The sequence below is a fragment of the Amycolatopsis arida genome, from assembly GCF_900115565.1.
GTDB classification, from domain to species: Bacteria; Actinomycetota; Actinomycetes; order Mycobacteriales; family Pseudonocardiaceae; genus Yuhushiella; species Yuhushiella arida.
In genome coordinates, this window is sequence record NZ_FOWW01000009.1 from 26,627 (window position 1) to 51,875 (window position 25,249).

Consider the following 25,249-nt stretch of genomic DNA (forward strand, 5'->3'; position numbering starts at 1 on the left):
CGCCGGTCACCGCCGCCCGTCGGTGCCGGCTCGGGCGCGCCACAGCAGGGCGCCGACCAGCAGCTCACCGGCGATGATCGGGTAGACCGAGACGCGCTCGATCAGCCCGCCGTTGGCGGCGAGGACGGCGGGCGGCACGAGGCCGTCGAGGCCGAGCAGGACGAGCGCGGCGACACCGACGATCCCCAGCGCCAGGCTGACGCCGGGCAGCCAGCGCGGCACCAGCGCCCGGAGACCCGACCGGCCGGCGGCGATGATCGCGAGGTTGCCGCCGGCGATGCCCAGCAACGCCCCGAGCCGGTGCAGGACCCCGACCGGCGGCGGGACGTTCTCGGGCACGAGCGCGACCAGGACCATGCCGACCGCATGCACCGCGGCCAGCGCGACGAACCCCCGTGCCGCCGTCCACCACATGGACCCGGCCACCAGCGCGGCACCGGCGAGGAACAGCACGCCCTGGGCGACGAACCCGGCGTTCATCACCGCGTGCAGTGGCGAGTCGACCACCCGGCCCTGGACCACGCCGTCCGTCCTGGCGCCGAGGTCACTGATGTAGTGGCGCCGGTAGCTGTAGTCGGGGCTGTTCCACGCGGCGGCGGCCACCGCCTCGGCGACCAGGTACACCAGGCCCGCGCCCACCAGGCTGGCGGCGGCGGTGCGGACGAGCCCACGGGTGGGCGCCGGGAGCGTGGTGGACATGCCTTGTCCGTTCCCGGTGGGAGCCGGGCGAAACCCGTGGCGGGCGGGCCCCGGGTGACCATCCGAGTTCCCATCGTGTCGCCGTGCGGGGCCCGCCGGTCGCCCGCGTCCGTGGTCGACCACCGCGGCGGAGGATGGCCGGATCAGTCGCTCGGCGCGGTGGCCAGGTGGTCGAGGTGGTGCGCGATCCACGGGAGGGTGGTCGGGTCGTCGGCGTCCAGTGCGGCCAGTCGCTGCTCGTCGGTGTCGCCGTCGAGCAGCTGGTCGCCATCCGCACGCGCGGTCGCACGTGGCGACCGGTGGCCCGCGGCCGGGCTTTCGTCAGGGCGGTGACAGCCGCCGGTCGAGGAACTGTCTCCGGTCGACGAGTTCTTCGCCCGGTGCGCCGACGTCACCCGATCGTCGCTGTTGTGGGGTGTCCCGCTCCCCGACAATCGCAGTCCTCCCGGATCGTGACGTGCGAAGGTGGGTGACCCGTGACTCCGACCCCGGCTCCGACCCCGCGCCGCCGGTGGCGGTCCGCGGCCGGCGCGCTGCTGGCCGCCGTCCTGGTGGGCGTGGGGCTCGTGCCCGCTCCCGCGACCGCCGCCCCCTCCGGCTGCCCCTCGGTGGGCAGGGCGTGGGCGGCGCCCGGCCCGTTCGCGGTCACCACCGAGCAGTCCGGGCGCGGGCACACCGTCTACCGACCCACCGACCTCGGCGGGCAGGGGTGCGACCGGCACCCGGTGATCGTCTGGGGCAACGGGACCTTCGCCGTTCCCGCGGTCTACGACGCCCTGCTCCGGCACCTGGCATCGCACGGGTTCATCGTGGCGGCGGCCGACACGACGTGGGCCGGGTCCGGGCGCGAGATGCTCGCCGGGATCGACTACCTGACCGAACGCAACGCCGCCTCGGACAGCGTCTACTTCGGAAAGGTCGACCTCGACAACATCGGCGCGACCGGACATTCGCAGGGCGGTGGCGGCGCGATCGCCGCCGGCGGAGACTCCAGAGTGGACACGACTGTCCCGATTCAGCCCGGTCCGTGGGGCTCCACCGACGCGCTGCGCGGCCCGGTGCTGTTCCTGGCCGGGCAGCGCGACTCGATCGTCGCCCCGGAATCGGTGTACACGCGGTTCCGCGCGGCCGAGCACGTGGTCGCCGTCTACGGCGAGCTGGCCGGTGCCGGCCACTTCGCTCCGCTGGGAGACGCCGGCGGATACCGCGGCCCGATCACCGCGTGGTTCCGCTTCCACCTCATGGGCGACGAGCAGGCCCGCGGCATGTACTTCGGCCGGGACTGCGCCTACTGCACGGCGCCCGAGTGGTCCCGCTTCGAGCGGAACGCCCGCGCCGAGGCCGTCCCCGGCGACCGGCCCGGCGTCCCGGCGGCGCGTGCCTGACTCAGGCTTCCGCCCGCGACCCGAGGATCTCGAGGTAGTGCGGGTTGTACATCACGCCGAGGACGTTGCCGAAGGGATCGACCACGGAGGCGGTGATCCACCCCGCCTCCCCACGGTGGGTGATCGGCTGATACTCCTTCGCCCCCAGGGACAGCAGCCGGTTGACCGCGGCCGCCACGTCGTCGACGTGCCAGTACATGACCACGCCGCCCGGAGTGCTCGCGTGGCCGTCGGGCGCGTACCGCCGGTCGATGATGCCCAACTCGTCCCGTGGTCGCCGACGCGGAACTCGACGTAGGCGGGGTGACCCCTCCTCCGGCCGGACGAAGTACGGCTCGATGCCCAGCAGCTCGGCGTACCAGCGCGCGGCCGCCTCGACGTCGTCGGCCCAGTAGCTGATGGTGGCGAACCGCCGCAACACGGCTGGCTCCTTCCCACTGGAAAGCGGCCCACCGGGCCGCATGACAACCGTCATCGTGCTCCCTGAAGTGCTCATCAACTGAGCACTTTTCGGTGGCGCGCCCACCCCGCTGGACCTCGCCGGCTGGGGCGCTGGTCGATGTGCTCGAACCGCCGACGGCCCGGGCCGAGCTCGCCAGGATCGGCGCCGAGCTCGTCGCCCGCTACGGCGACCACTGATCTCGGTTGGTCGGAACCGTCGCCCGCCGGTGGAGAGGTCGGGCCCGGGCGGCGGGCACCTGCGGCCGGTGCCGGGACGGCGCGCGCGCCGTGTGGGATGCCGACGGCGGCTACGCCGAGGCCACCGTGGTGCCCGCCGCGTTCGCGCGCCGACTGCCCGAGGTCGATACCCGACGTCGAACTGGCGCTGCTGCGTGCCCTGGTGAGCCCGAGGCTCAGGCTCCTTCGGCGAGGAGGGGTTCCAAGGCCAGGTCGGGGTGCTGGCGTTGCAGGATCCGCATGGCCATCTCGTCCTCGAACAGGGCGAGGTCGGTGCCGTCGGTGCGGGTGAGGACCTCGCCGCGTCGCGCGCCGTCGACGATGGGGCGTTGGGCGGGGTCGGCGAGGCGTCGTACGGCGGTGTAGGGCAGCCGGTCCAGCCGGACCGGTGCGGAGAACTCGTGCTCGAGCCGGTGGGCGGCCACCTCGAACTGCATGGGCCCGACGGCGGCGAACACGGGTGCCGCATGACCGCGCAGGTCCGAGGTGAGGATCTGCACCACGCCCTCCGAGGCGAGCTGGTCCACCCCCTTGCGGAACTGCTTGGACCGGCTCAGGTCGGCCGGGCGGGCCACGGCGAAGTGGGCCGGCGCGAAGCTGGGCAGGCCGGGGAACCGCACGGCCGGTCGGCCGGCGTGGAGGGTGTCGCCGACCCGCAGCGCGGAGGCGTTGACCAGGCCGACCACGTCACCGGGGTAGGCGGTGTCTACTGTGGAGCGTTGCTGGCCGAACACCTGGTGCGCGTACTTGGTGGCGAAGGGCCGGCCGGTGCTGGCGTTGGTGACCACCATGCCGCGCTCGAACACCCCGGAGCACACCCGGGCGAAGGCGACCTGGTCGCGGTGCGCGGGGTCCATGCCGGTCTGCACCTTGAACACGAACGCCGAGAACGGCGCGTCCAGCGGCCGCGGGTGGCCGTCGACGTCGAGTCGCGGCGCGGGCTGGGGAGCGAGGTCGACCAGCAGGTCCAGCAGGTGCCGCACGCCGAAGTTCAGCACGGCCGCGCCGAACAGCACCGGGGTGGCCGTGGCGGTGTGGAACGCCTCCGGCGCGAACTGCCCGCCGGAGGCGGTGAGCAGCTCGGCCTCCTCCCGCGCCCGCGCCCAGTCCTCGCCGGCCTCGGCCTCGGCCCGCGCCGGGTCGATCCGCTCCTCCGGCGCCACGGTGGCGCCGCCCGCGGTGCGCTGGTAGCGCACGAACGCGCCGTCGGTGAGGTCGAGCACGCCGCGGAAGTGCCCGGCCGCGCCGACCGGCCAGGTCAGCGGCATCGGCTGCAGCCCGATCCGCTCCACCAGCTCGTCGCACAGCTCTAGCGCCTCCCGGCCGGGCCGGTCCCACTTGTTGACGAACGTCAGCACCGGAATGTCCCGGTGCCGGCACACGTCGAACAGTTTCAGTGTCTGCGGCTCCAGCCCCTTGGCCGCGTCGAGCAGCATCACCGCGGAGTCGACGGCGGAGAGCACCCGGTAGGTGTCCTCGGAGAAGTCGGCGTGGCCCGGCGTGTCCAACAGGTTGATCACCGCGTCGCGGTAGTAGAACTGCAGCGCCGCGGAGGTGATCGAGATGCCGCGGGCCCGCTCCATGGCCATCCAGTCCGACACCACACCCTGGCGGCCGGCCTTGCCGTGCACCGCCCCCGCCTCGGCGATCACCCGCGCGTGCAACGCCAGTGCCTCGGTCAGCGTCGACTTGCCCGCGTCCGGGTGGCTGATCACCGCGAACGACCGCCGGCGGCGCGCCTGACCGACCACGTCGGAAGGGGTGACGGTGGTCGTGCTGCTGGCGGTCATGGGAGCCTTCCGTCGCCTCGGGTACGTCACCCACGACTCTACCGTTACGTCACGGTAAGGTCCGCTGGGTGGGCTCGTCCGGTCCCCGCCGGCCGTGCGCGGACTCTACCCTGACGTCAGGGTAGGCTCCCCGGATGGCAACGGTGGCGAGTCCGGCATGAGCGCGCGGTTCGAGGAGATCGACTGGCGGCCGACGCCGATGGGCGAGCTCGTCCTGCGCCGCCGCCGGGAGCCGGTCACCGGCCAGGACGTCTACGAGATCAAGCTCGACGACGAGTTCCTGATGTCGAGCCTGTTCACGGTCAGCGAGCAGGAGCTGGCCCGGCTGGCGCTGGCCGAGCTGGCGGAGCCGGAGCTCGACGTGGTCGTCGGTGGGCTCGGGCTCGGGTACACCGCACGCACGGTGCTGGAGCATCCGCGGGTGCGCTCGCTGCTGGTGGTCGACGCGCTCGCCGAGGTGATCGAGTGGCACGAGCGCGGCGCGATCCCGGCGGGGGAGCGGCTCGTCGCCGACCCCCGGTGCACGCTGGTGCACGGCGACTTCTTCGCGATGGTCCGGTCCCCGGAGGGGCTCGCCCCGGCTGCGACCCGCCGGCGGTTCCACGCCGTCATCGTCGACATCGACCACTCCCCACGCCACCTGCTGCATCCCGGACACGCCGGGTTCTACCGCCCGCAGGGCCTGCGCCAGGTGCGAGCGCACCTCCACCCCGGCGGGGTGTTCGCCCTCTGGTCGAACGACCCGCCCGACGACGACTTCCTCGCGATGCTTGGCGGCGAGTTCGCCGCGGCGCGTGCCGAGGTCGTCACGTTCGACAACCCCGTGCAGCGGCGCACGTCGGCCTGCACCGTCTACCTGGCGGTCGCGGGTCCCGAGCCCGCCGGCCGATGACACGGAGCCGGACTCGGGGCGCCGTTTCCCGGTACCGTGACGCCGTGTCGCGAGAAAGCGAGAAGCCCGTGGGCGAGCACATGCAGATCGGGGAGGTGGCCGAGCGCACCGGCCTGTCGCTGCGCACGATCCGCTACTACGAGGAGGTCGGGCTGGTCGTTCCCAGCGCGCGCACCCAGGGCGGCTTTCGTCTCTACACCGAACGCGACGTCGACCGGCTGTTCCTCGCCAAGCGGATGAAGCCGTTGGGGTTCCACCTCGACGAGATGCGAGAGCTGCTCGCCCTGCTCGACGAGCCGAGGGCTCGCCGGCAGGGGGTGGGTCGGCTGCGCGAGCTGACCGAGGACGCCGAGCAGCGCTGCGCCGAGTTGCGGGCGAAGCTCGAGGCGGCGGAGGAGTTCGCCCGGACACTGCGCGACCATCTGACTCGGCGGGAGAGCGAGCTGCTGGCCAGGCGCCGCTGACGCCGCGGATCACTCCGGGGCGGCCAGGGCCAGGCTGTCCGGGATGGCGTCGAACGCCTCCTCGACACGGCGGAGGAGCGCCGCGCCGCCGCCCGGGCCGCGCCAGCTGCCGAGCTTCTCCCCCCGGCCGGGCGGTCCGTCGTGGCCGCGGCCGGCGATCCAGTTCCGCGCCGCGCACCGCCACGCGCTCAACGACATCTCGCCGAGCAGGCGGAGCCGCACGTCCTGCCGGCTATCGATGCCGAGCTTGCCCTCCAGCTCCTCGACGATTCTGGATTGGACGGTGACCGACAGCAACAGGCTGCGGTCCCACAGCGCGGGCGTGCGGGCGATCAGGCCGCGGGTGGCGACGAACCGGCGGTCCCAGTCCGGGCCGAGCCCCTGAATGGCGGCGATCAGGGTCTCGCGAAGGAACGCCAGGACCGGGCCGCGGAGCCGCCGGTCGGCGACCTCGGTGACGTAGGCCTCCCACAGTTCCAGCTCCGCCGCCATCGCGACGTCCTCTTTGGACGTGTACATCCGGAAGAACGTGCGCTTGGAGACCTCCACCGCGTCGACCAGTTCGTCGAGGGTGGTCTCGTGGAAGCCCTTGGCGAGGAAGAGCCGCAGCGCCGTGTCCGCCAGCGCCCGGCGGGTGCGCAGCTTCTTGCGCTCGCGCAGCGGCAGGGCGCGGTCCGGCGTGCTCACGGCGGTGGAGTCTAACCACGTCCGGCAGAATGCGCCCCTGGCGATAATATGCCACTCAGGGTAAAGTGCCACTGAGTGGCGACAGCTGGGGGTCACGGATGGTGAGGTCGGCGAACGCTCCGGCAACGCTCGCGGTGCTGCTGGCCGCGTCCACGCTGGGCGTGATGGGCGGGGCGATCGTGGTGCCGGTCCTGGAGGTCATTCGCGGGGACCTCGGCCTCAGCGGCACCGCCGCGGGGTTCGTCATCACCGCGCACGGGTTGGCCATCGCCGTGTGCAGCCCGCTGTTCGGCCGGATGGTCGACCGCAGGGGCGTGCGCGGGCCGATGATCGGCGGGCTGATCGTGTACGCGCTGGGCGGTGGTGCCGGGGTGGTGGTGACGTCGTACCCGGCGCTGATCGCCAGCCGGCTGGTGTTCGGCATCGGTGCGGCGGCCGTGTTCACCGGCACGACGGTCGCGTTGCTGGCGTTCTACGAGGGGCCGGAGCGGGACCGGGTGATGGGGTGGCGCTCCACCGCGACCAGCGTCGGCGGCCTGGTGTGGCCGTTGCTGGGCGGCGTGCTCGGGGGCCTGTCGTGGCATGCCACGTTCGGCCTCTACCTCGTCGGCCTTCCGCTGGCGGTGCTGGCGATGTGGTCGCTGCCGAACACGACCGGCCGGGCCGGCCCGCGGCAGGTCGGCGCGGTGCGGCTGCTCCGCCGGCGACCCGCGCTGGTCGGCTGGTACGGGCTGTGGATCGTCATCGCGATCCAGATGTACGTGCTGGCCATCTTCCTCCCGCAGCGGCTGGCGCGGATCGGGATCGAGGCGCCGGTGCTGGTGTCGATCTACGCGGTCGTCGGGGCAGCGGTCACCACCAGCCTGGTGGGGCTGGTCTACGGGCGGTTGCGGGCGCGGCTGAGCTATGCCGCGCTGCTGCGGATTGCGCTCGGCGCGTCGCTGGTGGGGTTCGTGATCTACGGGACGGTGAGCCACCCCGTGGTGCTGCTGGTGGCGCCGGCGCTGTTCGGGGTGGGCAACGGGATCCTGTTCCCGGTGGCGACCGTGCTGGTGGACGAGGCGGCCGGGGCGGAGCACCGCGGCCGGGCCGCGTCGCTGTCCGGGACCGCGATCTTCGCCGGCCAGTTCCTGTCGCCGCTGGTGTTCGGTCCGCTCATCGCCGGCACGTCGACCACCACGGGCTTCCTCGTCGCCGGCGGGGTCTCCGCGGCGCTCCTCGCCGTGGTGGTCGCCGTCGGGGTGGGCCGGCCACGGCGGCCCGGCGACGCCGCTCGGGAGGGCCACCGGGCGGGGCGGGCTTCGGCTGCCGGCTCCCGCGGCTGACTCGATATGCTGGTTCTGGCCGCGACACGGCGAGCTTCTGGGGGAGGACAGGAGTGGCGTGATGTATGGGCGGCTACGCAGGCGGTGCCAGTCCGTCATCGACGAGCTGAGCCTACCCGAGTTCGAGTCGGTCGAGGCGCTGTGCCGGCACCTCGCCCAGCGGCGGGGCCGCCCGTTGCGCCTGCACCCGTTGCCGACTTCCGGCACGCCCGCCGGGGTGTGCGGGGCCTGGGTGGCGACGAGCACCGCCGACTACATCTTCGTCGAGCGGCAGACCGTGCGCCTGCACCAGGAGCACATCACGCTGCACGAGATCGGCCACATGCTGTTCGACCACCGGCCGCTCGACCCGATCGACACCGACGGCATGGCGGTGCTCCTGCGTGACCTCCGGCCGGAGCGCGTGCAGCGGGTCCTGGCCCGCACCAGCTACAGCACGAGGCAGGAACGGGAAGCCGAGATGTTCGCCAGCCTCGTCCGCGCCAGCGGCGGTAACCCCGCCGACCCGCCGCCCGCGGGCGTCCTCGGCGGCCTGGCGACGGGCCTCGGCTTCCGGCGCGACGGCTGAGCGTCGCGCGGATGTTCAGCTGGGTCGAGGTCGCCGGGTTCACCAGCCTGTGGCTGGTCGCGGTGCTGCGGGCACCGCAGGCGATCGGTCATCCGCAGCAGCGGGCGCTGTGGCTCGCCGTCACCCTGATCGCGTTCACCACCACGCTCCACCAGGAGCCGGTGACGGCGACGCTCGGCGAGGTCGTCGGGGACGCCACGGTGGTCGTCCTGGTCAAGCACCTGTGCGACGTCGTCGCCTCCACCGCGATGCTCCACTTCGTGCTCACCGCCATGGGCCGGCGCCGGCACGCGCCCTACCTGCTCTCCGCGGGCGTGGGCACGATGGCCGTGCTGGCGTGGATCAACCTGGCGCACGCGGGGGAGGGGAGCCTCGCCACCCCGGAGCTCGACCTCCCGCTGTTCTACTGGGCGATCTTCTTCGGGTTCCACCTCGTCTCCAACTCGTGCGTGGTCGCCGTGTGTCTCCGCTACTGGCGCCGAGCCGACCAGGGGCCGTTGCGGTGGGGTCTGCTCACCTTCGGCATCGGCACGCTGTTCGCCTGCGTGCTCTGGGTGCTGTTCATCGCCTACGTCGTCACCTGGGTGCCGGCCGTGCTCGCCCTCACGCCGCTGGTCACCGGGATCGAGGAGCTGCTGCAGGCGACGGGAGCGGCGCTGCCCGCGGCGCCCGGCATCCGCCGCGCGCTCACCAGCCGCCGGGACCTCTGGGTGCTGTGGCCGCTGTGGCGCCACGTGACGAGGACCAACCCCCAGGTGGCGCTCGTCGAACCCCGGTTCCGCCTGCTCCACGTCCTGGCGCCGACCCGGCTGGTCGGGCTGCACCTGTACCGGGCGGTCATCGAGATCCGGGACGCGATCCTGATCCTCAGCGACCACGTCACGCCCGAGCTGGTCGACCGGGCCAGAGCGCACGTCGCCGGGCACCACCCGCCGCCACCTGATGTGAACGCCGCCGTCACCGCCTGCCTCCTGTCGGGCGCCCCGCCGCCGGCGACCGCGCACGGCGAGCCACCGCGGCCCGGCACCGCGCTGGCGGCGGAGATGGGCGGCGAGGACCTGCGCGGCGAGATCGACTTCCTGCGTGAGGTCGTCGCGGCGAGGAGGTCCGCCGTGGTCCGGACCTTCACCCCGCGGGAGACCGGGGCGGTCGGGACGATCGGAGCGGCGTCGTGACGATGGTGCACGGGACGTGGCGCGACGGGTTCGCCGAGGTGCGCGACGTGCTGGCGGCGAACCTGGAGAGTGGCCTGGACGTGGGCGCCTCGGTGGCGGTGTACCTCGACGGTGAGCCGGCGGTCGACGTCTGGGGCGGGTACGAGGACGCGGCGCGCACCCGGCCGTGGCGGCGGGATACCGTCACCACCGTCTGGTCGGTGACGAAGACGATGACCGCGCTGTGCGCGCTGATCCTCGCCGACCGCGGCGCCCTCCGGCTCGACGCCCCGGTCGCCCGGTACTGGCCGGAGTTCGCCGCCGCCGGCAAGGACGGCGTCGAGGTCCGCCACCTGCTCGGGCACACGGCCGGCCTGCCCGACTGGGACGAGCCACTGGCGGTCGAGGACCTCTACGACTGGGACAAGGCGACCGCGCTGCTCGCGCGGCAGGCGCCTTGGTGGACGCCGGGCACCGCCTCCGGTTACCACGCCCTCACCCAGGGGTACCTCGTGGGTGAGGTGGTCCGCCGGGTGTGCGGCCGCTCGATCGGCACGTTCTTCGCCGAGGAGGTGGCCGGCCCGCTCGGCGCCGACTTCCACCTCACGCTCGGCCCCGAGCAGGACCACCGGTTCGCGCCGATCATCCCGCGCGAGCGGTCCGCGAGCGCCGCGGCGCCCCCGCCGCCGGTGCCGTTGCGGACGATCGTCACCCCCGAGGACAGCTGGCGCGCCGGCTGGCGGCGCGCCGAGATTCCCGCCGTGGCGGGCTACGGCAACGCCCGCTCGGTGGCGGCCGTCCAGTCGGTCCTCGCCGGGGGCGGTGCGGCGGGCGGTCGGCGGCTGCTCTCCGAGGCCGGCGCGCGGGCGACGCTGTCGGTGCAGGCGGACGGCGTCGACCTCGTCCTCGGCGCCCCACTGCGGTTCGGCGTCGGCTACGGGCTGAACTCCACGGACATCGACCTGCTGCCCAACCCCGACACGTGCTGGTGGGACGGGTGGGGAGGCTCGGTGGTGGTCGCCGACCTCGACGCCAGGATGTGCGTCGCGTACGTGATGAACCGGATGCGCGCCCGCGAGTACGTCATCGGCGACCGCCGCGGCACGAGCGTGATCGCCGCCGCCTACCGGGCGCTGGGCACCCGTTGACATCGCCCGCCGAATAGAGGCTCACTCGAGGAACCCGCAGTAGTCGTGAAACTCCCATGTAGCGATCGTCGACGGCCGCTACATTCGCTAGCGCGTCGCCGAGTGCCGCGCCACCAGGCGCCCCTCGGCCAGCTCCAGTACCCGGTCGGCGTAGCGGTTCCGCAGCGTGCGGTCGTGGGTGACCAGCACGGCCGGGCCGAGGAACCGGTCCACCGCCTCCTGCAGCTGCTCGACCAGCACCAGGCTGAGGTGGTTGGTGGGCTCGTCGAGCAGCAGCAGGTGCGGGCGCTCGGCGAACAGCAGGGCGAGCGCGAGCCGTCGCCGCTGGCCCACCGACAGCCGGTTCACCGGAACGTCGAAGTCGCCCGGCTCGAACAGGCCGAACCTGGTCAGCTCCGCCGCGGCGTCGTCCCGGTAGGCCGCGCGGCGGGCGGCGAAGGCGTCCAGCAGGCCACGCCGCTCGTCCGCGAAGGCGCTCTCCTGCGGCAGGTAGCCGATGCGCACCTCCGGCCGGCGTTCGACGGCCCCGCCGTCGGGAACGCGGCGGCCGGCCAGGACCGACAGCAGGGTCGACTTCCCCGCGCCGTTCGCTCCGGTGATCACGTGCCGTGACCCGGGGGAGAGGGTCAGCTCCACGCCACGCAGCACCTCCCCGACGACGAGGCCCTTCGCCCGCAGCAGCACACCGTCGGGCGGCTCCGTGACCTCGCCGGGCTCCGCGACGGTGAACCGCAGCGCCTCGGGCGGGCGTGGCACCCGCTCGTCGATGAGCCGGCGCAGGTGCTGGCGCGCCGCGCGGGTGGCGCGGGCGACGGCGGCCTCGGCGGCGCTGCCGGCCGCGTGGTAGGCGAGCTTGTTGTTGTCCCGGATGACCCTGGCGTTGCCGCCGGCCCGGCCCGCCCGGTCGAGCCGCTGCCGGGCGTCGACGACCTGCCGGCGCCAGTCGCGGTACCGCTGCCACCAGCGCTCCCGCGCCGCGGCGCGCTCGTCGAGGTAGTCGCGGTAGTTGCCGCCGTAGCGCACGGCGCGGCCGTGTGGACCGTCCAGGTCGACGATCGCGCTGACCACCGTGTCGAGCAGGACCCGGTCGTGCGAGGCGATCAGGCACGGGTTCTGGTAGCGCGACAGCCACCGCAGCAGCCAGTCCACCCCGCGGTCGTCGAGATGGTTCGTCGGCTCGTCGAGCAGCAGCCCGGCCGGTTCGGTGATCACGAGTGCGGCCAGCGCCAGCCTGGCCCGCTCGCCGCCGGACAGCGTCTGAGTGGGCCGCCGCCGGTCCAGCCCGGCCAGGCCGAAGACCTCCAGCAGCTCACCGACGCGGGCGTCGAGCTCCCAGCCGCCCCGCCGGGTGAACTCCTCCTGGAGCTGGCCGTACGTGCCGAGCAGCGCGTCCACGTCGCCCTCGCCGGAGGTCAGCGACTCCTCGGTGGCCCGCATCCGGTCGGCCAGCGCCCTGGTCCCCGCGGTCGCCTCCGCGAGCACGTCCCGGATGGTCGCCCCGACCGGGAACCCCGGCCGCTGTGGCAGGAACCCCACTCGGCCGACGACCGCGCGCACCACCTCACCACGCTGCGGCGACAGCTCACCGGCGAGGACGCGCAGCAGGGTCGACTTGCCCCGCCCGTTCTCGCCGATCAGGCCGACCCGCTCACCCCACGACACCCTGAGGGACACGTCGTGCAGCACCACGCGATCCCCGAGCGCGCAGTGCACGTCCTCGGCGAGGAGGTGGGTGGCGCGGGGGTCGCCGGCGAGAACGTCGGCGTCCCGAGCGCCCCCCGCGGGGGAGCCGTCAGGCATCGTCCGGTGCCCCGGTCTCGCCGAGCCGGCCGCCGGACAGCCGCAGCCAACGGTCCACTTTGACCTCGCGGAGGAAGCGTACGTCGTGGCTCACGACGACGAACGCGCCCTCGTAAACGTTCAACGCCTCCTCGAGCTGCTCGACGCTGTCCAGGTCGAGATTGTTGGTCGGCTCGTCGAGCAGCAGCAGCTGGGGTGCTCGCTCGGCGCCCAGCACGCAGGCGAGGGTGGCCCGCAGCCGCTCCCCGCCGGAGAGCGCGCCGACCGGGAGGTGGGCCCTGGCGCCGCGGAACAGGAACCGGGCGAGCAGATGCCTCCGCTCGGACTCGGACTTGTGCGGCGCGTAGTCGGTCAGGTTCTCCGCCACGGTGCGGTCGAGCTCCAGCAGGTCCAGCCGCTGGGAGAGGTAGGCGATCCGGCCGGTGGCCCGCCGGATCTCGCCGCTCGTCGGTTCCCGCTCGCCGGCGATCAACCGCAGCAGGGTGGATTTGCCGGCGCCGTTCGGCCCGGTCAGCGCGATCCGTTCCGGCCCGCGGATCGTCAGGTCGACGCCCGCGCCGTCGAACACGGTTCGCCCTTCGTAGCGGACCTGGATCCCCTCGCCGACGAAGACCATGCGCCCGGCCGGGACGTGGGTGTCCGGCAGCCGCAGGTCGATCTTTTGGTCGTCGCGCAGCATCCGGCTCGCCTCGTCCAGCTTGGCCCTGGCCTCGGCGAGCCGTTGCCCGTGCACGTCTCCCGCTTTCCCGGCCGATTCCTGGGCGCGGCGTTTGAGCGTGCCGGCGGCCACCTTCGGGATGCTGCCGCTCCTGGCGTTGCGGGCGCCGGCACTGGCCCGGCGGGCGGCGCGCTCGCGGGCCTGCTGCAGCTCCCGCTTCTCGCGCTTGACCTGTTGCTCGGCGCTGCGGACGCTGCGCTCGACGGACTCCTGCTCGGCACGCACGGCGTCGGCGTACTCGGTGAAGTTTCCGCCGTAGAACCGGATCTCGCCTCGGTCGAGCTCGGCGATGCGGTCCATCCGGTCGAGCAGGGCGCGATCGTGGCTGACCACCAGCAGGCAGCCGGGCCAGTCGTCGAGCACGCGGTAGAGCCGGTGCCGCGCGTCGACGTCGAGATTGTTGGTGGGCTCGTCGAGCAGGAGGACGTCGGGCCGGTCGAGCAGCCGGGCGGCGAGGCCGAGGGCGGTGACCTGGCCGCCGCTCAGGGTGTGCAACCGCTGGGTCAGCGTGACGTCGCCGAGCCCGAGCCGGTCTAGCTGGGCCCGAGTCTGTTCCTCGATGTCCCAGTCGTTGCCGACGGTGGTGAAGTGTTCCTCGCTCGCGTCGCCGGCCGCGATGGCGTCCAGCGCCTCGATGATCGGGGCGATGCCGAGTACCTCCGCCACGGTGAGGTCGCCGGTGAGCGGCAGGCTCTGCGGGAGGTAGCCGACGGTTCCCTTGACGGAGATGGTCCCGTGGCTCGGCGCGTGCTTACCCGTGATCAGCTCGAGCAGCGTGCTCTTGCCGGCACCGTTCGGGGCGACCAGTCCGGTGTGGCCCTCGTTCAGGGCGAAGGACAGGTCCTGGAACACCGGGGTGCCGTCGGGCCAGGAGAAGGACAGGTTCGAGCAGACGATTCGGGCGTCATCAGGCATGGCGGAAAGCCTCGTGTGCTGCGGGGGCGGCCGGGCCGCCCGGTGGGAGATCATGGCGAGGACATGGCTACGAATAGTGTGCGCACGGGCGCACGGGTAGCCGTTGACTCCGGTATCACCCGGAGATGTCGTCGTCGCTCAGCACAGCGGTATCTCTCCTCGGTGCCGCATCACGTGCGGCTCACCCTACCAGAGGACCTCGTGCACGAGCGTCGCGCGATCGCTGGGAGTAACCGTCCGTCCAGCGGGTGCATCTACGCGCGGCTTCCGACACCCGGCGGGCCGAGTCAGCCGAGACTCAGGAGTTGCAGCACAAGCTTCCGCGAGGTCAGTCGAGCTCGGCGCGTTCCCGACGAATGGCCCGCTTGTGCAGGCCTCTACAAGCGGGCCATTCGTGAGTCGCGTAGCTAGTCAGAGCCACCGGCTGCTCAACCGGACACAACCACGGCTCGTCAGGATGCCGGCCTGGATGCCGTGCACCCGGTATTGACCAGGCCGATCACCGACCACTTCTCCTGGGTGCGGAAACGGCTGCGCCAGCTGGACGAGCTCCGCGCCTACACCCGCTCGTCAGACCCCGCGCACGGTCCGATTCCTCGCCGGGAACGCCAGCCACATCGGTCACCGCGGTCCCCTACCAGCCGCCCACGTCGGAGCGGCCTTCGCGGCCATGCCCTGACGGCATCGCGACTGCGGGGCCGTCGCGATGGGAAGGTGAGGCCATGGAGGTACTGGAGGTGTTCGAAGCTGGGTTCGCCGCGGATCCATGGCCGGCGTTGGCCGCGTTGCGGGCAGAGGGTGATGGGGTGCATCGGGTGCGGACTCCGGACGGACCGCCGGCGTGGTTGGTGACCCGGTACGCCGATGTAAGGGCAGGGCTGGCGAACGCGGCACTGTCGACCCATGATCACGACGCGCGCGGGGCGGACTACCGTGGCTTCGTCCTGCCGCGCCCGCTGACGGCGCACCTGCTCAACGCCGCTCCGGAGGCGCACGCCCGGCTTCGGAGCCTGGTGACCGCTGAGCTGGCACTCCGTCGGGTGGAGGCCTGGCAACCGCGGCTCGAGATGCTGGTGGAGGACGTGCTGGACGCGGCGGAGGCTGGCGGGAAGGTCCAGGTGGTGGCCGCGCTGGGGGTGCCCCTTCCGGCGCGAGCGTTGGGTGATCTGCTGGGCCTGGCGGGGGAGGACGTGGCGAGGCTCCGGGCATGGGCGCAGGGCACGTTGGTCGACGGCGGCGGCCCCGCGCGGGACAGCATCGGGACGATGCGGAAGGTGATCGCCGAGGCGATGGCCAACCCTCCGCGCGGGGGTCTGGTCGCCCGGTTGCAGGAGTATTACCAACGGGGCGCCCTCGACGAGGACGAGCTGGTGAGCCTGCTGTTCTACCTGTGGTTCGTCTGGTACGAGGTGCTCATGGACGCGATCGCCGGCGGGCTGTGGCTGCTGGCGTCCCAGCCCGACCGATGCGAGTGGCTGCGTGCCCATCCGCACCACTGGGGTACCGCGGTGGACGAGTTGCTGCGGTACCTGTCACCGCAGCTGCTGGCCGGCCCCCGGTATGCCCGGCACGATCTGTGGATCGGCACCACGCGCATCCGTGCGGGGCAGACCGTGCTGCTCGGCCTGGGGGCGGCCAACCACGATCCGGCCGTGTTCACCGATCCCGAGGTCGTGAACCTGACGCGGCAGCCGAACCCTCACCTGGGCCTGGGGCACGGCCCGCACACCTGCGCAGGGCTGCACATAGTGCGGCGGGTGCTGAGCACTCTGCTCAGCCGGGCTGTCGCGCGATGGCCAGGCATGACGCCTGCGGAACCGGTGCGAGCGTGGCGATCGGGGTTTCGACACCGCGGCCCTACTGAGGTCACGTTACGGACCGGCCGGGCGGCAGGATGAGGTGTTCGTCAGGAACAACTCACTGGAGCGGGGACCCGTCCCACTGCGGGTACAGTCCCCGCTCCAGCCACCCCCCTTGTGTCGGACCCGTCGGACCCCCGCATGGGGGTTGGTCGTATCGCACGCGTGCGAACGGCCGCGGTGCGGGGCTCCGGGGCCCTGTCACGGCCTCGTTGCGCGCGAGGTGAGTTGTCCGCGAGCTTGAGGTGGTGACGTGGACAGCGTACGGTGCCTCCTACCAGGGCTGTCAACTATCGCGGACAGCTTGACGGTTGGTGGGCGGACGGCCATGGCACTGGGCGGAAGTTGAGTGATCATGAGTGGGTTCTCCACCAAGGCGTTTCGCCAGCTACTGCTGGCCCGCTATCCGCCGGAGCGGGATGGCACGGACGAACCGAGGGTGTCGTTTCGCGAACTGAGTAGAGCCATCCGAGACGAGTGCGACGTCTCCATCTCCAGCACGTATTTGAACGATCTGTATCGGGGGACGAAGGCCAATCCGTCGGCGGCGCATTTGGTTGCGTTGGCCCGCTTCTTCGGGGTGAGCGTGGACAGCTTGACCGACTATGCGGCGACGCGGGAGGCCACTCGGCAGCGTCGGGGGGTGGAGCAGCTCGCGGAGGTGTTCCGCGGGTTCCCGGAGGTCGAGGCGGTTCTGTTGCGAGGGGGACCGTTGACGAGCGCACAGCAAGAGGCGGTGATGCGGGTGCTGTACGAGCAGGTGGCGCAGGTGCTCGACAGCGAGGGCACAGGCGACGAGGGTGGTCGGCAGACTTGGGGTGATGAGTGAGGACGACCATGCCGGTGCGAGTGCTGGCGTGGTCCGGCGATGACGGGACACTGAGCTCGATGGATGCCACATCGGATCCCATCAGGACAGTGCGGCGGCGGCTACGCGCGCTGGGCGTGTCGGGTCGGGTGCCGGTACAGGAGCTCGCCCAGGCGCTCAGCGACGAGCGGCGGAAGAGTCTGCGGCTGGTTCCCGTGACCTTGCCGTGCCCGGTGAACGGCGCGGTGCTCATCACCCGTCAGGCGGATGTGCTGTGCTACGCCGACGGGTGGCGGATGTGGGTGCTGCACACCATCGCCCACGAGCTGTCGCACCTGCTGCTGGGACACCGCGGCACGGAGCTGGGCGCCGACGACACGCTGCGAATGCTGGCGCCCGAGATCGAGCCCGCGGACGTTCGCCGGCTACTGGGGCGCATCACGCACAGCACTGCCGAGGAGCGTGCTGCGGAGATCGCGGCGACGTACCTGGTGGGGAATCGCCTGCTGGACGTGTTGCCGACCGAGGAGTGGATCGGACATCACCTGCTGCGGACCTGGGCTGACGGGCTGATGTTGCCCGGGGACAGCTGATGTCCGGGTTGCTCGGCGTGCTGTACACGGTCGTGGGGTGCGCGTTCGTGGTGGCGACCGGGTGGCGGTTACGGGACGCGGCCCGGGAGCCGTGGCGGCTGGACCTGTGGGCGATGTGCGTGGCCCTGTTCTGCGCCGGCGTCGGGTTCCTGGCCGCGACGCCACCGATGTACCTGGCGATCGGTCGGTGGACCGGCGCGGCGAACGTCGCGACGTTGATCGTCTACGGGGCGATCACCACCTGCTGCATGGCGATGTGGGCGTGGACGGTGAGCATCGTGCTCCCGCACAGCGAGTTGGCCTCGGCAGAGGCGCGGCGCGTAGAGGTGCGTGCGGTGCGCGGTGCTGGTCACCGTGGTGGTGTTGGCCGTGCTGGCCGGCCTGTTCATCCGAGCGCCGGTGCACGACGTGGCACACCCGATTGATTTCGACTTCACCTACGCCCGGCACCCGGTGGTGGTGGCTTTTCTCGCGGTCTACCTGGCGACCTACAGTGCGAGCCTGGTGCGGGTCGCGCTGCTGTGCCGACAGGCCTGGCCCGCGATCAGCAGGGTGCGGTGGGTGCGGCGGGGGGATCCGCGCGCTGGGGCTCGGCGCGGTGATCGCCTTGGGCTACTCGGCGGGCAAGGCGGTCGCGGTGGCGTCGGCCTGGATCGGCCTTGCCGAGGGGCCGACCTACGTGCTGAACGTGCTGGTGGCGCCGCTGTTCGCGTCGCTGGGGGCGCGCTGATGATGATCGGGTTCGCGATGTCGGCCGCGCCCGCTGCCATGGACGCGGCGCTGTACGCCTACGCCGGCATCCGGTTGCGGCCGCTGTGGTCAGCGCTGCGGCCGTTGGCGCCGGAGGTGGCTCTTCCGTCGCTTTCGCTCGGAGCCTCCTCCTCGGGTCGGGGAGTGTGTGGTCAGCGGGGTGGCGGTGGGGCTCGGCGCGCCCGGGATGCGGTTGCGGTCCGCCGCCGCGCGTATCGCCAGGTGATCGAGATCCTCGATTGGTGCCGCTACCTGCAGCCTTACCTTGACCCCCGAATGGAGCAGATCGCCGAGGAGCATGCCGACGCCGTTGGCTTGACGGGGGAGCGACGGGACGCCGCGGTTGATGCTGCTCGCATCGCCAGCGCGCTCGACACGGCGAAGGCTGCTCCGTACCCCGTCGCCGTGAGCGCGGCGGATTCCCCACCACTCCCGAGGCGGGATCCCGGACCGAGCCGCGGGGCACAGGTGCGGATGCTGGTCGCGATCGCCCGCGCCTTCACCCGGTCGCCGGTGGTACTTCGCACTCGACAGGACTACCGCGCCTCCCTCGACCGGCCTTGACCACAGGAACCGGGTGCAACCAGGTTGCTCGCAGCTTCCTTCGAGCGCACGGGCTCTGTCATCCTAGGACGTGCGAGGTGAGTTGACCGCGGAGCGGGAGCCTCGTCGGGGCTGGCCGGCATCCCTCCCCCCTTGGTGCCGCCGCTCCGGTGCCGCTGGCGGAGCCATTCCCCCCGCTCCGCCAGCGGCACGCTCTCCATCGCGTCTACGTCAGCGAGCGACGAGGAGGCCGACGGCGACAGCGCCGGGCCCGGTGGCGACCTCGATCGGTGGGACGCCGGTAGGGGTGTCGTCCGCGGTGGTGCTGGTGTCGAGGAGGTCCCCGAGCCGGGCGGCCGTCGGGGTCCAGCGAATCGAGCCCGGAGAGGTCCAGGACAACGCCGCCCAGGGTGGCGCGGCCGCTGGTCGATCAGGTCGGCCAGCCGCGGCGCCGGCCATGGGGCGGCAGGAACGGCAGATCCGGACGTGTCCCGCCGGCCGTCGAGTCGAGGGCGCTGGGATCAGCGGCGAAGCACCGGGAGATCTCACCGATTCTGGGTCGAGCGGGGAATGAACCCCTAAATCGGCGATATGTCCCGATCGGGAAATAATCATGCGCCGAACGTTAGCAGTCGCCGGCTGGTCAAATTCTGTTGTGGTCGGGGGCAGGGATGTGTGAGGATGAAGCGGTGATCGTCGATGAACGGCTCGTGGATGCCGCCGTTCGCCTGCTGAACCGAAGGTGGCCGGCCGCTGGTTGGGCCGTCACGTCCGCGATGTATCTTGACGATGGCCAGGTCATCACCAGCGTTGGTCTCGACAACCTCAACGCTGGGGCGGTGTTGTGTGCCGAGGTCGGAGCGTTGTGCCAGGCTTACACGCTGAATCGGCAGGTCGCCGCCTCGGTGTGTGTTTGCCGGGACGGTGACCGTGGTTCGATCGTGGTGCTGGCACCCTGCGGTATTTGCCAGGAACGCCTCGCCCTGTGGGGTCCTGATGTTCAGGTTGCGGTCCCTACCGATGGTCAACCCGGCGGTTGGATGTCGCTTCGGCTGGCCGACCTGCACCCGTATTACTGGGGAAGCCACTTCGCAACTGACGGCGGGTGGCCGTCCAGCGACCGACACCGTTCTTGATCGTCCGCTGCACACGACTCCGCCGCGTGGCGGGCACAACGTTCCGACGCATTGATCTGTCGTGTGCGGCTCCTGGTGTGGGCCAGGGAGCAGGCCAGCAGCACTCGGTCGACGGCGCGAACACCACATCCGCCTTGGACCTGGGCCGGCAACACGTCCGCCGGGTCGACGTACGACACGACCGCCTGCTGGATCGCGGTGACACTCGGCCGCTGGCCCGGAGAGCAGTCCAGCGCGCGCAGCGAGGACTTGTCGGCGGCACGTCCGGACGTGTCGATGCGACCCATCCCGTACTGCGGCCTGCCGCACTCGATCAACGTGGCCAGGCGGGTGGACCCGACGTGGCCGGCCTCGGACGTTGGGGCAACGCGCCGCGGACGGTGTGGGCAGGGGTGGGACGGTAGTCAACGCGTTCGCCAACACGTTCGGTGACCGCTGGTCGCCGTAGACGGGGTTTGGGATGGGTGATGGCCAGCTGTTGCGGGTCAAGACGTTTGTTGGCGTTTGGGTGCAGCGGCGGGGGCAGTGTCGTATGCCAAGTAGCCGGCTCGGACTGAGAGTCGAGGGCCTACCCGTTGGATTCCAGAGTCAGCTGTCCGGGTCCGAGCGTGTCTCCGCATGCTGCGCAGTGCACCTCGGCCACGAACTCATGCCCACATGAGTGGTCGAATCGCACGGGGTCTTGGCCTTTTCTGAGGTGCTCGTGGCCCCATCGCTTGAGTGTGAGCAGCACCGGTGACAGCGCCCGGCCCACGTCGGTGAGTCGGTACTCGTAGCGCGCCGGTCGCTGGCTGTACTGCTCGCGGGCGATCACGCCGTGTTCGACCAGTTTCCGCAGTCTCGCGGTGAGGATGTCGCGCGGGGCGCCGGTGTTGCGCGCGATCTCGGTGAACCGCCGCTGCGCGTAGAAGAGCTCACGCACGACGAGCAGACTCCACCGATCGCCGACGACCTCCAGTGCGTCGGCGATCGTGCAGTCCCTGGGGGTCTTCGCTGCGGGTGCTGTCGGCATGCTCCCATCATCCCCCTAGTGGGTTGCGTTTTCAAACCGACTGTGCAAGGCTGTCGACAGTTTGAAAAACCAACTCACTCCGGAGGAGTTCGTGTCGCAGGGATCGACCGCCGATGAGCACCCGTGTACCAGTCCGAGCAGAGAGGTCTCACCCGAGGCCGCCACCAAGACCACAGCACTGCTGTGCGTGGCCGCGTTCATGACGATGCTGGACCTGTTCATCGTGAACGTGGCGTTCGAATCGATCGGCGAGACCTACCCGGGATCCTCCTTGGCCGGACTGAGCTGGGTCCTCAACGCCTACATCGTCGTATACGCCGCCTGTCTCATCCCGGCGGGCAACCTGTCCGACCGGTACGGCCGGAAACAAGGATTCCTTGTCGGGCTGGGGTTGTTCACGATCGCCAGCCTTGGATGTGCGGCAGCTCCCATGTTGGCGTTCCTGATCGCCTTCCGGGTCGTCCAGGCGGCTGGTGCGGCGGTGCTGACCCCGGCAAGTCTCGGGCTGATCCTCAGCGTGCTCCCCGAGGCGCGTCGTGCCGGCGCTGTCAGAGTCTGGGCCATTAGCTCCTCGTTCGCGGGCGCGCTCGGTCCGGTCATCGGAGGTCTGCTGGCCGAGACCTCGTGGCGGTGGGCGTTCCTGATCAACCTGCCTATCGGTTTGATCGCGCTTGTGGTGGCCGCACGCCTGCTCCCCAAGGGCGCGCCGGCTTCGCGTACGCGTGTTCCTGACCCGGTGGGCGCGGTCGCGGTCGCGGTCGCGGTCGGCGCGCTGTCACTGGGCCTGGTGAGGGTCGAGGACTGGGGATGGGGCTCGGCGCGGATGCTGCTGACCGCCGGCGTCACCGTGGTGGTCTTGACGCTGCTGGCCTACCGCGTCCGGACGCACCCGGTGCCGATCATGTCACCGCGGCTGTTCCGCGTGCCCAGCTTCACCGTCGCCAACATCACGATCCTGATCTTCACCAGCGCCTTCAGTGCCGTCTTCCTGAGCGTGTCACTGTGGCTGGAGACAGCAGCCGACTATGGCCCGCTACAGGCCGGGCTAGCCCTGGTCCCCGGCCCGTTGGCCGTGCCGCTCTTCGCGGCCCTCACCCAGCGCTGGGCCGCAAGCGTGCCGTCCAGGTTCGTCGTCTCCGCAGGCCTCGCGATCTTCGGACTCGGCTCGCTGCTCCTAGCAACCCAGGGCGGAGCGCACTACGCCACCGACATCCTCCCCGGTTGGATCATCATCGGCGTGGGGATCGGGATCGCCATGCCCACCCTCATCGGCACCGCCACCGCCGACCTCGCCCAAGCGGACACCGCCACGGCCAGCGCGGTGGTCAACACCGCCCGCCAAGCAGGCTATGCCCTGGGAGTCGCCGGGCTCGTGGCGATCCTGGGCAGCCAGGCCACCCTGCACACCGGTGACACCTTCCAAGACGGCTGGATCTTCGTCACCGCACTGGTGCTCATCAGCGCGGTGACCGCACTCCGGATCCGGCAGCACAAAAGCCGCCACGCCGAGGACGAGTGAGGAAACGATGACAACAGAGCCACAACTGTTGACCGAAGACACGGACCCCGACGTTCTCTCGCCAGAGGAAGGCGCGAGAATCCTCGCGGGCGCCCCATGGCGGCGATTCGGCGTCTTCGGCGACAGCCTCTCGCTCGGCGTCGGGGACGCGACGCCGGGCTACGAAAACCTCGGATGGCCGGCTCGGGTGGAGCGCGTGCTACGGCGGGTCCATCCCGACCTCGCCTACCTCAACACGGCAAGGGTCGGCGTGACCACCGCGCAGGCACTCCAAGAGCAGGCGAAGCGGATCGAGGAGTTCGGCCCGGATCTTCTGCACCTCAACAGCGGCGCGAACGACATCATGCGGCGAAAGCCCGACTGGGGCCGGATCGAGGACAACCTCCGCGCGATGTACGAATGGGCAACCAGGACGGGCGCTCAGTTGAGCGTATTCACACTCGGTCGCGCCTTCGTGATCCCCGCCGTCCCCGGCTTCAGCGACCGCGTCACCCGCCTCAACAACATCACGCGCACGCTGGCGGCAGAGTATGACGCCGCCGTCGCCGACTGCTGGGATCACTCACTCAACGACCGGCCGAACCTGCTCAGCGAGGACCGGATCCACTTCGCCACGACGGGACAGGCGATCATCGCGAGCGTGCTGACAGAGACGCTCGGAGCGCGCCTAGGCGAACTCGGATACAAGCCCAGGTGACCAGTTTGCGCGGCGATCACCAACTGCCGCCACACCGCCTCCCGCGCGGGTCCGGTGGTCGCCCGATCCAGTAGCACGTCGCGCAGCTCGACCAAGGGCACGCGCCGGCGCGGCAGCCCGCGTCCGATACGTGCGGACCATCACGATCGCCTACGACATGCCACACCTGCGCAGTGCTTGGAAGGGCAGACTGCTCGCGTTCGGCCGCTATCCCGGCACCCTCGCCGTCGGCGCCGTCCTCCTCCCGGTGCCCGTACTCGGCCCGACCTGCTGGTCGATCTGGCCCGGCCGGCTCCCGCACCCAGGCCACGTCCGTCCTGATCGAACTGGCCTACTGGCCGGCGGTCGCGGTGGCCTCGTGCTGGCGCTCGCGAGCCTCTACCACCTCAGCGTGCCGGTGCGCAGTCCGTGGCGCCGGGATCTGCCCGGGGCCGCGGCTCGCCGTGCTGCTCGGCGCGGAGCTCAACGCCGAGATCGACAAGATGTGGCCCGACCACGTCCACTGCCGAAGGCCGACGGCGTCTCCGCCATGGTGGACCCTCCGGCGCGTGACCGAGCACGCGAGGGATCGCCCACACGCCGACGGGTACGAGGGACCGTGTCAGGTCTCGGCGGTGACGGCACCACCGTCCAGCGGGAGTCCCCACAGAGGAAACCATCGGCCCAGGTCCGGTTCGACGGGCAGCTCGCCGTCCACGGAGCTGCGCAGCCGCAGCTCCACCTCGTTGTCCCGGCGCTGGCCAGCGCGGGGTGCGAACGGGTAGAAGGTGCCCCGCTTGTACAGGTATACGAGGTGGCACGCCGATCCGTCGTTCTCGGCGACGAACCCGAACACCGAGCACAGCAACTGGGAGCCGAAGCCCTGTTCGGTCAGGCCGGCGTTGACCAGGTGCACCGTGGTGACGAGGTCTTCCAGGTCCGGATCGTCCAGCACGATCCAGCGGTAGCCGTACTCGTCGTCGACGGTTCGCAGGTCGGTGCCCGATGCCTTGCCGCTGTAGCGGGCGAGTTCCATCAGCTCCTGACTGGTTGTGGCGAAGGCCTGCGCCGATGCGGGTTTGAACGCCACCGCGGCCTGGCCGGAGGGTCGCAGGCCGACGGCGGCCTGCATGGTGACGGCCGCGCCGGTCACGGCGAAGAGTGCGCCCAGGTCGGGCTGCTTCGGCTTGGTGCGCCCGAGCAGCGCGTCGAGGAACTTCATGTGGCCGGCCCGCTTTCGGCTTCGATGCGCGCGAGCTGGTCCAGCCTGCGCTGCAGGGGTGGGTGGGTGGAGAACAGCGACGAGAGGCTGAACCCGTTGGCCAGCGCCGGGGTGAAGAAGAACGCGTTGAGCGGCTCGGCGGTGCGTAGGTCGCGGGTCGGGATCTTGCTCATCTCACCGCTGACCTTGACCAGGGCCGCCGCCAGGGTGGACGGCCTGCCGGTCACCGTCGCCGCCGCTCGGTCGGCCGACAGCTCGCGGTAGCGCGACAGCGCTCTCGTCAGCAGGAAGCTGACCCCGTAGACGACGGCGGAGACCAGCATGATCACCAGCACGACCGGCGGGCCCTGCTGGTTGCCGCGCCGGCCCATGCCACCGAACAGGCCGGCGTAGAAGGCGAAACGCACCACCAGGGCGGCGGCCAGTCCCAGGAAGCTGGCGATCGTCATCACGGCGACGTCCCGGTGTGCCACATGGGAGAGCTCGTGCGCGAGCACGGCCTCCAACTCCGGCTCGTCCAGCCGCCGCAGCATTCCCGTGGTCACACACACCACCGAGTGATCCGGGCTGCGTCCGGTGGCGAAGGCGTTGGGCATGTCGGCGTCGGCAATGGCGACCCGCGGCTTGGGCATGTCGGCCATCGCGCACAGCCGGTCGACGACCGCGTGCAGCTCCGGTGCCTGTTTTCGGCTGACCACCTTGGCGCCCATCGCGGCCAGGGCGATGCGGTCGGAGGTGAAGTACTGGACGGCGAGCAGGCCGCCGGCGAGGAGCAGGGCGACGATCGCCGAGGTGCCGAGCGCGATGATGATGGCCACGAACACCACGTAGAGCAGGCCGAGCAGGAACATCGTGACCACCATCCGCGACGCCAGGCCGCGGTCGGCCGGAAAGCGCGTGCGTGCCAT

Annotated in this window: 26 protein-coding genes and 1 pseudogene; 17 read left to right on the top strand and 10 right to left on the bottom strand. The window is 71.4% G+C overall.

The genetic code is table 11. From position 1 onward, the window contains the following. Nucleotides 1–6: 6 nt before the first annotated feature. Nucleotides 7–699, bottom strand: coding sequence for a DUF998 domain-containing protein (locus BM051_RS22410; protein ID WP_092533956.1), 693 nt, complete (start codon nt 697–699; stop codon nt 7–9). A 143-nt stretch (nt 700–842) separates the two neighbouring features. After that, nucleotides 843–1,094 (bottom strand): hypothetical protein, encoded by a 252-nt coding sequence (locus BM051_RS22415; RefSeq protein ID WP_092533959.1) that lies wholly within the window; start codon nt 1,092–1,094, stop codon nt 843–845. Between the two features lie 81 nt (nt 1,095–1,175). Here BM051_RS22415 and BM051_RS22420 point away from each other — a divergent pair, with 81 nt between their 5' ends. Next, nucleotides 1,176–2,084, top strand: a complete 909-nt coding sequence (locus BM051_RS22420) for a poly(ethylene terephthalate) hydrolase family protein (RefSeq protein WP_243859717.1) — start codon at nt 1,176–1,178, stop codon at nt 2,082–2,084. Nucleotide 2,085: 1 nt separating this feature from the next. Here the strand turns inward: BM051_RS22420 and BM051_RS22425 are convergent, their stop codons facing one another. Further along, on the bottom strand, nt 2,086–2,505 hold the full coding sequence (locus tag BM051_RS22425; protein WP_208325997.1) for a VOC family protein: 420 nt from the start codon (nt 2,503–2,505) through the stop codon (nt 2,086–2,088). 115 nt (nt 2,506–2,620) lie between these two features. Between BM051_RS22425 and BM051_RS30380 the strand changes: the two are divergent. Then, nucleotides 2,621–2,723, top strand: a pseudogene (locus tag BM051_RS30380) (WYL domain-containing protein); the annotation flags it as partial. A 215-nt stretch (nt 2,724–2,938) separates the two neighbouring features. On the opposite strand, the gene BM051_RS22430 reads toward BM051_RS30380, so the two are convergent. Next, nucleotides 2,939–4,552, bottom strand: coding sequence for a peptide chain release factor 3 (locus BM051_RS22430; protein WP_092533965.1), 1,614 nt, complete (start codon nt 4,550–4,552; stop codon nt 2,939–2,941). Nucleotides 4,553–4,709: 157 nt separating this feature from the next. Here BM051_RS22430 and BM051_RS22435 point away from each other — a divergent pair, with 157 nt between their 5' ends. Together BM051_RS22435 and BM051_RS22440 are read left to right on the top strand one after the other, a co-directional pair. Then, nucleotides 4,710–5,444 carry a spermine/spermidine synthase domain-containing protein gene (locus tag BM051_RS22435; RefSeq protein ID WP_092533968.1) on the top strand — a complete coding sequence of 245 codons (735 nt, stop codon included), beginning with the start codon at nt 4,710–4,712 and terminating at the stop codon, nt 5,442–5,444. 80 nt (nt 5,445–5,524) lie between these two features. Beyond that, nucleotides 5,525–5,908, top strand: a complete 384-nt coding sequence (locus BM051_RS22440) for a MerR family transcriptional regulator (protein ID WP_092534477.1) — start codon at nt 5,525–5,527, stop codon at nt 5,906–5,908. 9 nt (nt 5,909–5,917) lie between these two features. Here BM051_RS22440 and BM051_RS22445 read toward each other — a convergent pair whose 3' ends face one another. After that, nucleotides 5,918–6,595 carry a TetR/AcrR family transcriptional regulator gene (locus BM051_RS22445; protein ID WP_208325998.1) on the bottom strand — a complete coding sequence of 226 codons (678 nt, stop codon included), beginning with the start codon at nt 6,593–6,595 and terminating at the stop codon, nt 5,918–5,920. Between the two features lie 98 nt (nt 6,596–6,693). On the opposite strand from BM051_RS22445, the gene BM051_RS22450 reads away from it, so the two are divergent. From BM051_RS22450 to BM051_RS22465, 4 genes are all read left to right on the top strand, one after another. After that, nucleotides 6,694–7,920 (top strand): MFS transporter, encoded by a 1,227-nt coding sequence (locus BM051_RS22450; protein WP_092533970.1) that lies wholly within the window; start codon nt 6,694–6,696, stop codon nt 7,918–7,920. A gap of 61 nt (nt 7,921–7,981) precedes the next feature. Further along, nucleotides 7,982–8,488 (top strand): hypothetical protein, encoded by a 507-nt coding sequence (locus BM051_RS29210; RefSeq protein ID WP_092533972.1) that lies wholly within the window; start codon nt 7,982–7,984, stop codon nt 8,486–8,488. 11 nt (nt 8,489–8,499) lie between these two features. Next, nucleotides 8,500–9,663, top strand: coding sequence for an MAB_1171c family putative transporter (locus BM051_RS22460; RefSeq protein WP_092533975.1), 1,164 nt, complete (start codon nt 8,500–8,502; stop codon nt 9,661–9,663). A 2-nt stretch (nt 9,664–9,665) separates the two neighbouring features. Next, a complete protein-coding gene (locus BM051_RS22465; protein ID WP_092533978.1) occupies nt 9,666–10,790 on the top strand; it encodes a serine hydrolase domain-containing protein in 1,125 nt (374 codons plus the stop codon). 87 nt (nt 10,791–10,877) lie between these two features. On the opposite strand, the gene BM051_RS22470 is transcribed toward BM051_RS22465, so the two are convergent. Next, the gene (locus BM051_RS22470) at nt 10,878–12,590 is read right to left on the bottom strand and encodes an ABC-F family ATP-binding cassette domain-containing protein (protein WP_092533981.1); all 1,713 of its coding nucleotides are present in this window, start codon (nt 12,588–12,590) and stop codon (nt 10,878–10,880) included. Next, nucleotides 12,583–14,223: a ribosomal protection-like ABC-F family protein gene (abc-f, locus tag BM051_RS22475; protein WP_092533984.1), complete on the bottom strand. Its 1,641-nt coding sequence runs from the start codon at nt 14,221–14,223 to the stop codon at nt 12,583–12,585. The genes BM051_RS22470 and abc-f overlap by 8 nt, the downstream gene beginning before the upstream one ends. Nucleotides 14,224–14,945: 722 nt before the next feature. Here abc-f and BM051_RS22480 point away from each other — a divergent pair. The 7 genes from BM051_RS22480 (at nt 14,946) to BM051_RS22505 (ending at nt 19,912) form a co-directional block, all read left to right on the top strand. Next, nucleotides 14,946–16,121 (top strand): cytochrome P450, encoded by a 1,176-nt coding sequence (locus tag BM051_RS22480; protein ID WP_092533987.1) that lies wholly within the window; start codon nt 14,946–14,948, stop codon nt 16,119–16,121. Nucleotides 16,122–16,437: 316 nt separating this feature from the next. Further along, nucleotides 16,438–16,911, top strand: coding sequence for a helix-turn-helix domain-containing protein (locus BM051_RS22485; RefSeq protein ID WP_134046315.1), 474 nt, complete (start codon nt 16,438–16,440; stop codon nt 16,909–16,911). A gap of 59 nt (nt 16,912–16,970) precedes the next feature. After that, the gene (locus BM051_RS22490; RefSeq protein WP_134046317.1) at nt 16,971–17,483 is read left to right on the top strand and encodes a hypothetical protein; all 513 of its coding nucleotides are present in this window, start codon (nt 16,971–16,973) and stop codon (nt 17,481–17,483) included. Further along, nucleotides 17,483–17,908 (top strand): hypothetical protein, encoded by a 426-nt coding sequence (locus tag BM051_RS22495; protein WP_092533996.1) that lies wholly within the window; start codon nt 17,483–17,485, stop codon nt 17,906–17,908. The genes BM051_RS22490 and BM051_RS22495 overlap by 1 nt, the downstream gene beginning before the upstream one ends. A gap of 173 nt (nt 17,909–18,081) precedes the next feature. Beyond that, nucleotides 18,082–18,213, top strand: a complete 132-nt coding sequence (locus BM051_RS30385) for a hypothetical protein (protein ID WP_279587065.1) — start codon at nt 18,082–18,084, stop codon at nt 18,211–18,213. After that, complete coding sequence (locus BM051_RS22500; protein ID WP_092533999.1) at nt 18,213–18,797, top strand: DUF6545 domain-containing protein; 585 nt, start codon at nt 18,213–18,215, stop codon at nt 18,795–18,797. Before BM051_RS30385 ends, BM051_RS22500 begins: the two co-directional genes overlap by 1 nt. Nucleotides 18,798–19,465: 668 nt before the next feature. Next, a complete protein-coding gene (locus BM051_RS22505) occupies nt 19,466–19,912 on the top strand; it encodes a cytidine deaminase (protein ID WP_092534002.1) in 447 nt (148 codons plus the stop codon). A gap of 568 nt (nt 19,913–20,480) precedes the next feature. Here the strand turns inward: BM051_RS22505 and BM051_RS22510 are convergent. Beyond that, nucleotides 20,481–20,924: a winged helix-turn-helix transcriptional regulator gene (locus BM051_RS22510; RefSeq protein WP_092534005.1), complete on the bottom strand. Its 444-nt coding sequence runs from the start codon at nt 20,922–20,924 to the stop codon at nt 20,481–20,483. A 91-nt stretch (nt 20,925–21,015) separates the two neighbouring features. Between BM051_RS22510 and BM051_RS22515 the strand changes: the two genes are divergently transcribed. After that, on the top strand, nt 21,016–22,443 hold the full coding sequence (locus tag BM051_RS22515; RefSeq protein ID WP_134046319.1) for an MFS transporter: 1,428 nt from the start codon (nt 21,016–21,018) through the stop codon (nt 22,441–22,443). A 28-nt stretch (nt 22,444–22,471) separates the two neighbouring features. After that, a complete protein-coding gene (locus tag BM051_RS22520; protein WP_218151701.1) occupies nt 22,472–23,140 on the top strand; it encodes an SGNH/GDSL hydrolase family protein in 669 nt (222 codons plus the stop codon). A gap of 601 nt (nt 23,141–23,741) precedes the next feature. Here BM051_RS22520 and pspAB read toward each other — a convergent pair. Beyond that, complete coding sequence (gene pspAB / locus BM051_RS22525; RefSeq protein WP_092534014.1) at nt 23,742–24,341, bottom strand: PspA-associated protein PspAB; 600 nt, start codon at nt 24,339–24,341, stop codon at nt 23,742–23,744. Further along, on the bottom strand, nt 24,338–25,249 hold the full coding sequence (gene htpX, locus BM051_RS22530) for a zinc metalloprotease HtpX (RefSeq protein ID WP_092534017.1): 912 nt from the start codon (nt 25,247–25,249) through the stop codon (nt 24,338–24,340). The genes pspAB and htpX overlap by 4 nt, the downstream gene beginning before the upstream one ends.

Bases quoted from the DNA above. Each gene is read 5' to 3' on its own strand.
- BM051_RS22460 (WP_092533975.1), top strand. From the start codon at position 8,500: ATGTTCAGCTGGGTCGAGGTCGCCGGGTTCACCAGCCTGTGGCTGGTC.
- BM051_RS22485 (WP_134046315.1), top strand. From the start codon at position 16,438: ATGAGTGGGTTCTCCACCAAGGCGTTTCGCCAGCTACTGCTGGCCCGC.
- BM051_RS22465 (WP_092533978.1), top strand. From the start codon at position 9,666: ATGGTGCACGGGACGTGGCGCGACGGGTTCGCCGAGGTGCGCGACGTG.
- BM051_RS22510 (WP_092534005.1), bottom strand. From the start codon at position 20,924: ATGCCGACAGCACCCGCAGCGAAGACCCCCAGGGACTGCACGATCGCC.
- BM051_RS22490 (WP_134046317.1), top strand. From the start codon at position 16,971: ATGGATGCCACATCGGATCCCATCAGGACAGTGCGGCGGCGGCTACGC.
- BM051_RS22440 (WP_092534477.1), top strand. From the start codon at position 5,525: ATGCAGATCGGGGAGGTGGCCGAGCGCACCGGCCTGTCGCTGCGCACG.
- BM051_RS29210 (WP_092533972.1), top strand. From the start codon at position 7,982: ATGTATGGGCGGCTACGCAGGCGGTGCCAGTCCGTCATCGACGAGCTG.
- htpX (WP_092534017.1), bottom strand. From the start codon at position 25,249: ATGGCACGCACGCGCTTTCCGGCCGACCGCGGCCTGGCGTCGCGGATG.
- BM051_RS22435 (WP_092533968.1), top strand. From the start codon at position 4,710: ATGAGCGCGCGGTTCGAGGAGATCGACTGGCGGCCGACGCCGATGGGC.
- BM051_RS22430 (WP_092533965.1), bottom strand. From the start codon at position 4,552: ATGACCGCCAGCAGCACGACCACCGTCACCCCTTCCGACGTGGTCGGT.
- BM051_RS22410 (WP_092533956.1), bottom strand. From the start codon at position 699: ATGTCCACCACGCTCCCGGCGCCCACCCGTGGGCTCGTCCGCACCGCC.
- BM051_RS22480 (WP_092533987.1), top strand. From the start codon at position 14,946: ATGGAGGTACTGGAGGTGTTCGAAGCTGGGTTCGCCGCGGATCCATGG.
- BM051_RS22470 (WP_092533981.1), bottom strand. From the start codon at position 12,590: ATGCCTGACGGCTCCCCCGCGGGGGGCGCTCGGGACGCCGACGTTCTC.
- abc-f (WP_092533984.1), bottom strand. From the start codon at position 14,223: ATGCCTGATGACGCCCGAATCGTCTGCTCGAACCTGTCCTTCTCCTGG.
- BM051_RS22500 (WP_092533999.1), top strand. From the start codon at position 18,213: ATGATGATCGGGTTCGCGATGTCGGCCGCGCCCGCTGCCATGGACGCG.
- BM051_RS22495 (WP_092533996.1), top strand. From the start codon at position 17,483: ATGTCCGGGTTGCTCGGCGTGCTGTACACGGTCGTGGGGTGCGCGTTC.
- BM051_RS22450 (WP_092533970.1), top strand. From the start codon at position 6,694: ATGGTGAGGTCGGCGAACGCTCCGGCAACGCTCGCGGTGCTGCTGGCC.
- pspAB (WP_092534014.1), bottom strand. From the start codon at position 24,341: ATGAAGTTCCTCGACGCGCTGCTCGGGCGCACCAAGCCGAAGCAGCCC.